This is a genomic window from Streptomyces sp. WAC06614 (genome assembly GCF_003949795.1).
Lineage (GTDB): Bacteria > Actinomycetota > Actinomycetes > Streptomycetales > Streptomycetaceae > Streptomyces.
Genome location: NZ_RPRY01000681.1, coordinates 1 through 1,289 on the forward strand (window position 1 = coordinate 1; position 1,289 = coordinate 1,289).

At 74.6% G+C, this 1,289-nt stretch carries 2 protein-coding genes; both read right to left on the minus strand.

Features of this window, described 5'->3' with window-relative positions:
• Positions 1-55: 55 nt before the first annotated feature.
• Positions 56-259 (minus strand): hypothetical protein, encoded by a 204-nt coding sequence (locus EF918_RS35845; RefSeq protein ID WP_125652993.1) that lies wholly within the window; start codon positions 257-259, stop codon positions 56-58.
• 98 nt (positions 260-357) lie between these two features.
• Positions 358-1,289 (minus strand): IucA/IucC family C-terminal-domain containing protein (locus tag EF918_RS35850; RefSeq protein WP_125652994.1); only part of this gene is annotated, 932 nt, incomplete at its 5' end.

Below are 1,289 nucleotides of genomic sequence, written 5' to 3' on the forward strand. Positions count from 1 at the left end.
GCCCGAGATCCTGCTCCAGGAGGAGCTGCGGACCGCCCCGGAGGCGACCGGCCGCTCAGGCGGGCCGGCCGGTCGCCTCCGGGGCGGTCCGCAGCTCCTCCTGGAGCAGGATCTCGGGCTCCGCCGCGCAGGTCACCACGTGCCCGCACGGCTGGAGGGTGACCCTCACCGGGCCGCCGCCGCGCCCGGTGTGCCAGGAGACCCGGTGGGCCCGCGTTCTGCACAGAGGACAGCTCGGCATCGCGGAGCCGCTGGTCATGGTGCCTCCTCGCAGGGAAAGGGCCGGTGGAGCGCACTCTGTCACGGAGATCGTCGTCTGCCGAGTGCCGTTCCCGAATCGAAACCCCGCCCCTCCCCTCAGGCTTCGTCCCGCAGCGGGTTGGGCAGGGGCAGATAGCGGGCGGAGGCGCCGTCGGCGTGCGTCCAGCGCAGTGTCAGGTTGGTCTTGCCCGGGAGGTCCGGGGCGGCGAGCAACCGCGGGATCTCGGGGAGCGGGTGGGCTGCGTGGTGGCGCAGGAACACCGCCCGGGCCGCCGGCCACAGGGCGGGCGCGACCTGCGGATGGTGGGCGGCGAGGGTGGCGGCGATCTCCGTCAGGTGGTTGACGACCAGGCAGTACACCAGCCGCTCCCAGGCCTTGGGGCGCGGGGTGGCGGGCATCAGCTTGACGCCCTCGGCGTCCCGGAACAGGGCCTGCACGGGGAGCCCGGTGCGGTCCACGGCGACCAGCGTGTTCTGGACGTGCGCCTCCAGGACGACGCCCCGGGCGAACAGGTCGAGGACGGGCGGCACCACCTGCCGCAGGTACGCCTCCCACCAGCGCAGCGGGTCCGGGGCGTGCGGGACGGGGCTGCCGTCGAAGCCCTCGGCCAGCGCGGCGGCGAGCAGCGGGGTGGCCCCGGGGACGACGTGCCCGGCCAGGCCGTCACGGACCAGGACGGCCAGTTCCTCGAAGGCGAACGCGGCGGTGCGGTAGCCGCGGTCGCTCAGCCAGGCCGCGTTCGTACCGGTGCGGGCGCGCAGCCCGGCGGACGCGGCGACCACGGCCGCGTCGGTGCGGCGCAGGGCGAGCAGGTCGTGCCGCCACAGCCGGCGGATGTCGTTGGTGATCCGGACGTCGAGGCTGAATTTCAGGAAGAGGTCGGCCTCCGGTACGTACACCGTGCGCAGCGAGGCCGTCGGGTGGGCCAGGGCCCGGCCGGGCCCGAGGTCCAGCAGCCGCCCGTCGGCCTCGCTGCGCACGGTGTACGTACCTGGCTCTTCATCACTTCTGACGCTGCCGAACACGG

Coding starts and splice junctions, on each gene's coding strand:
- EF918_RS35845 (WP_125652993.1), bottom strand. CDS start 259: ATGACCAGCGGCTCCGCGATGCCGAGCTGTCCTCTGTGCAGAACGCGG.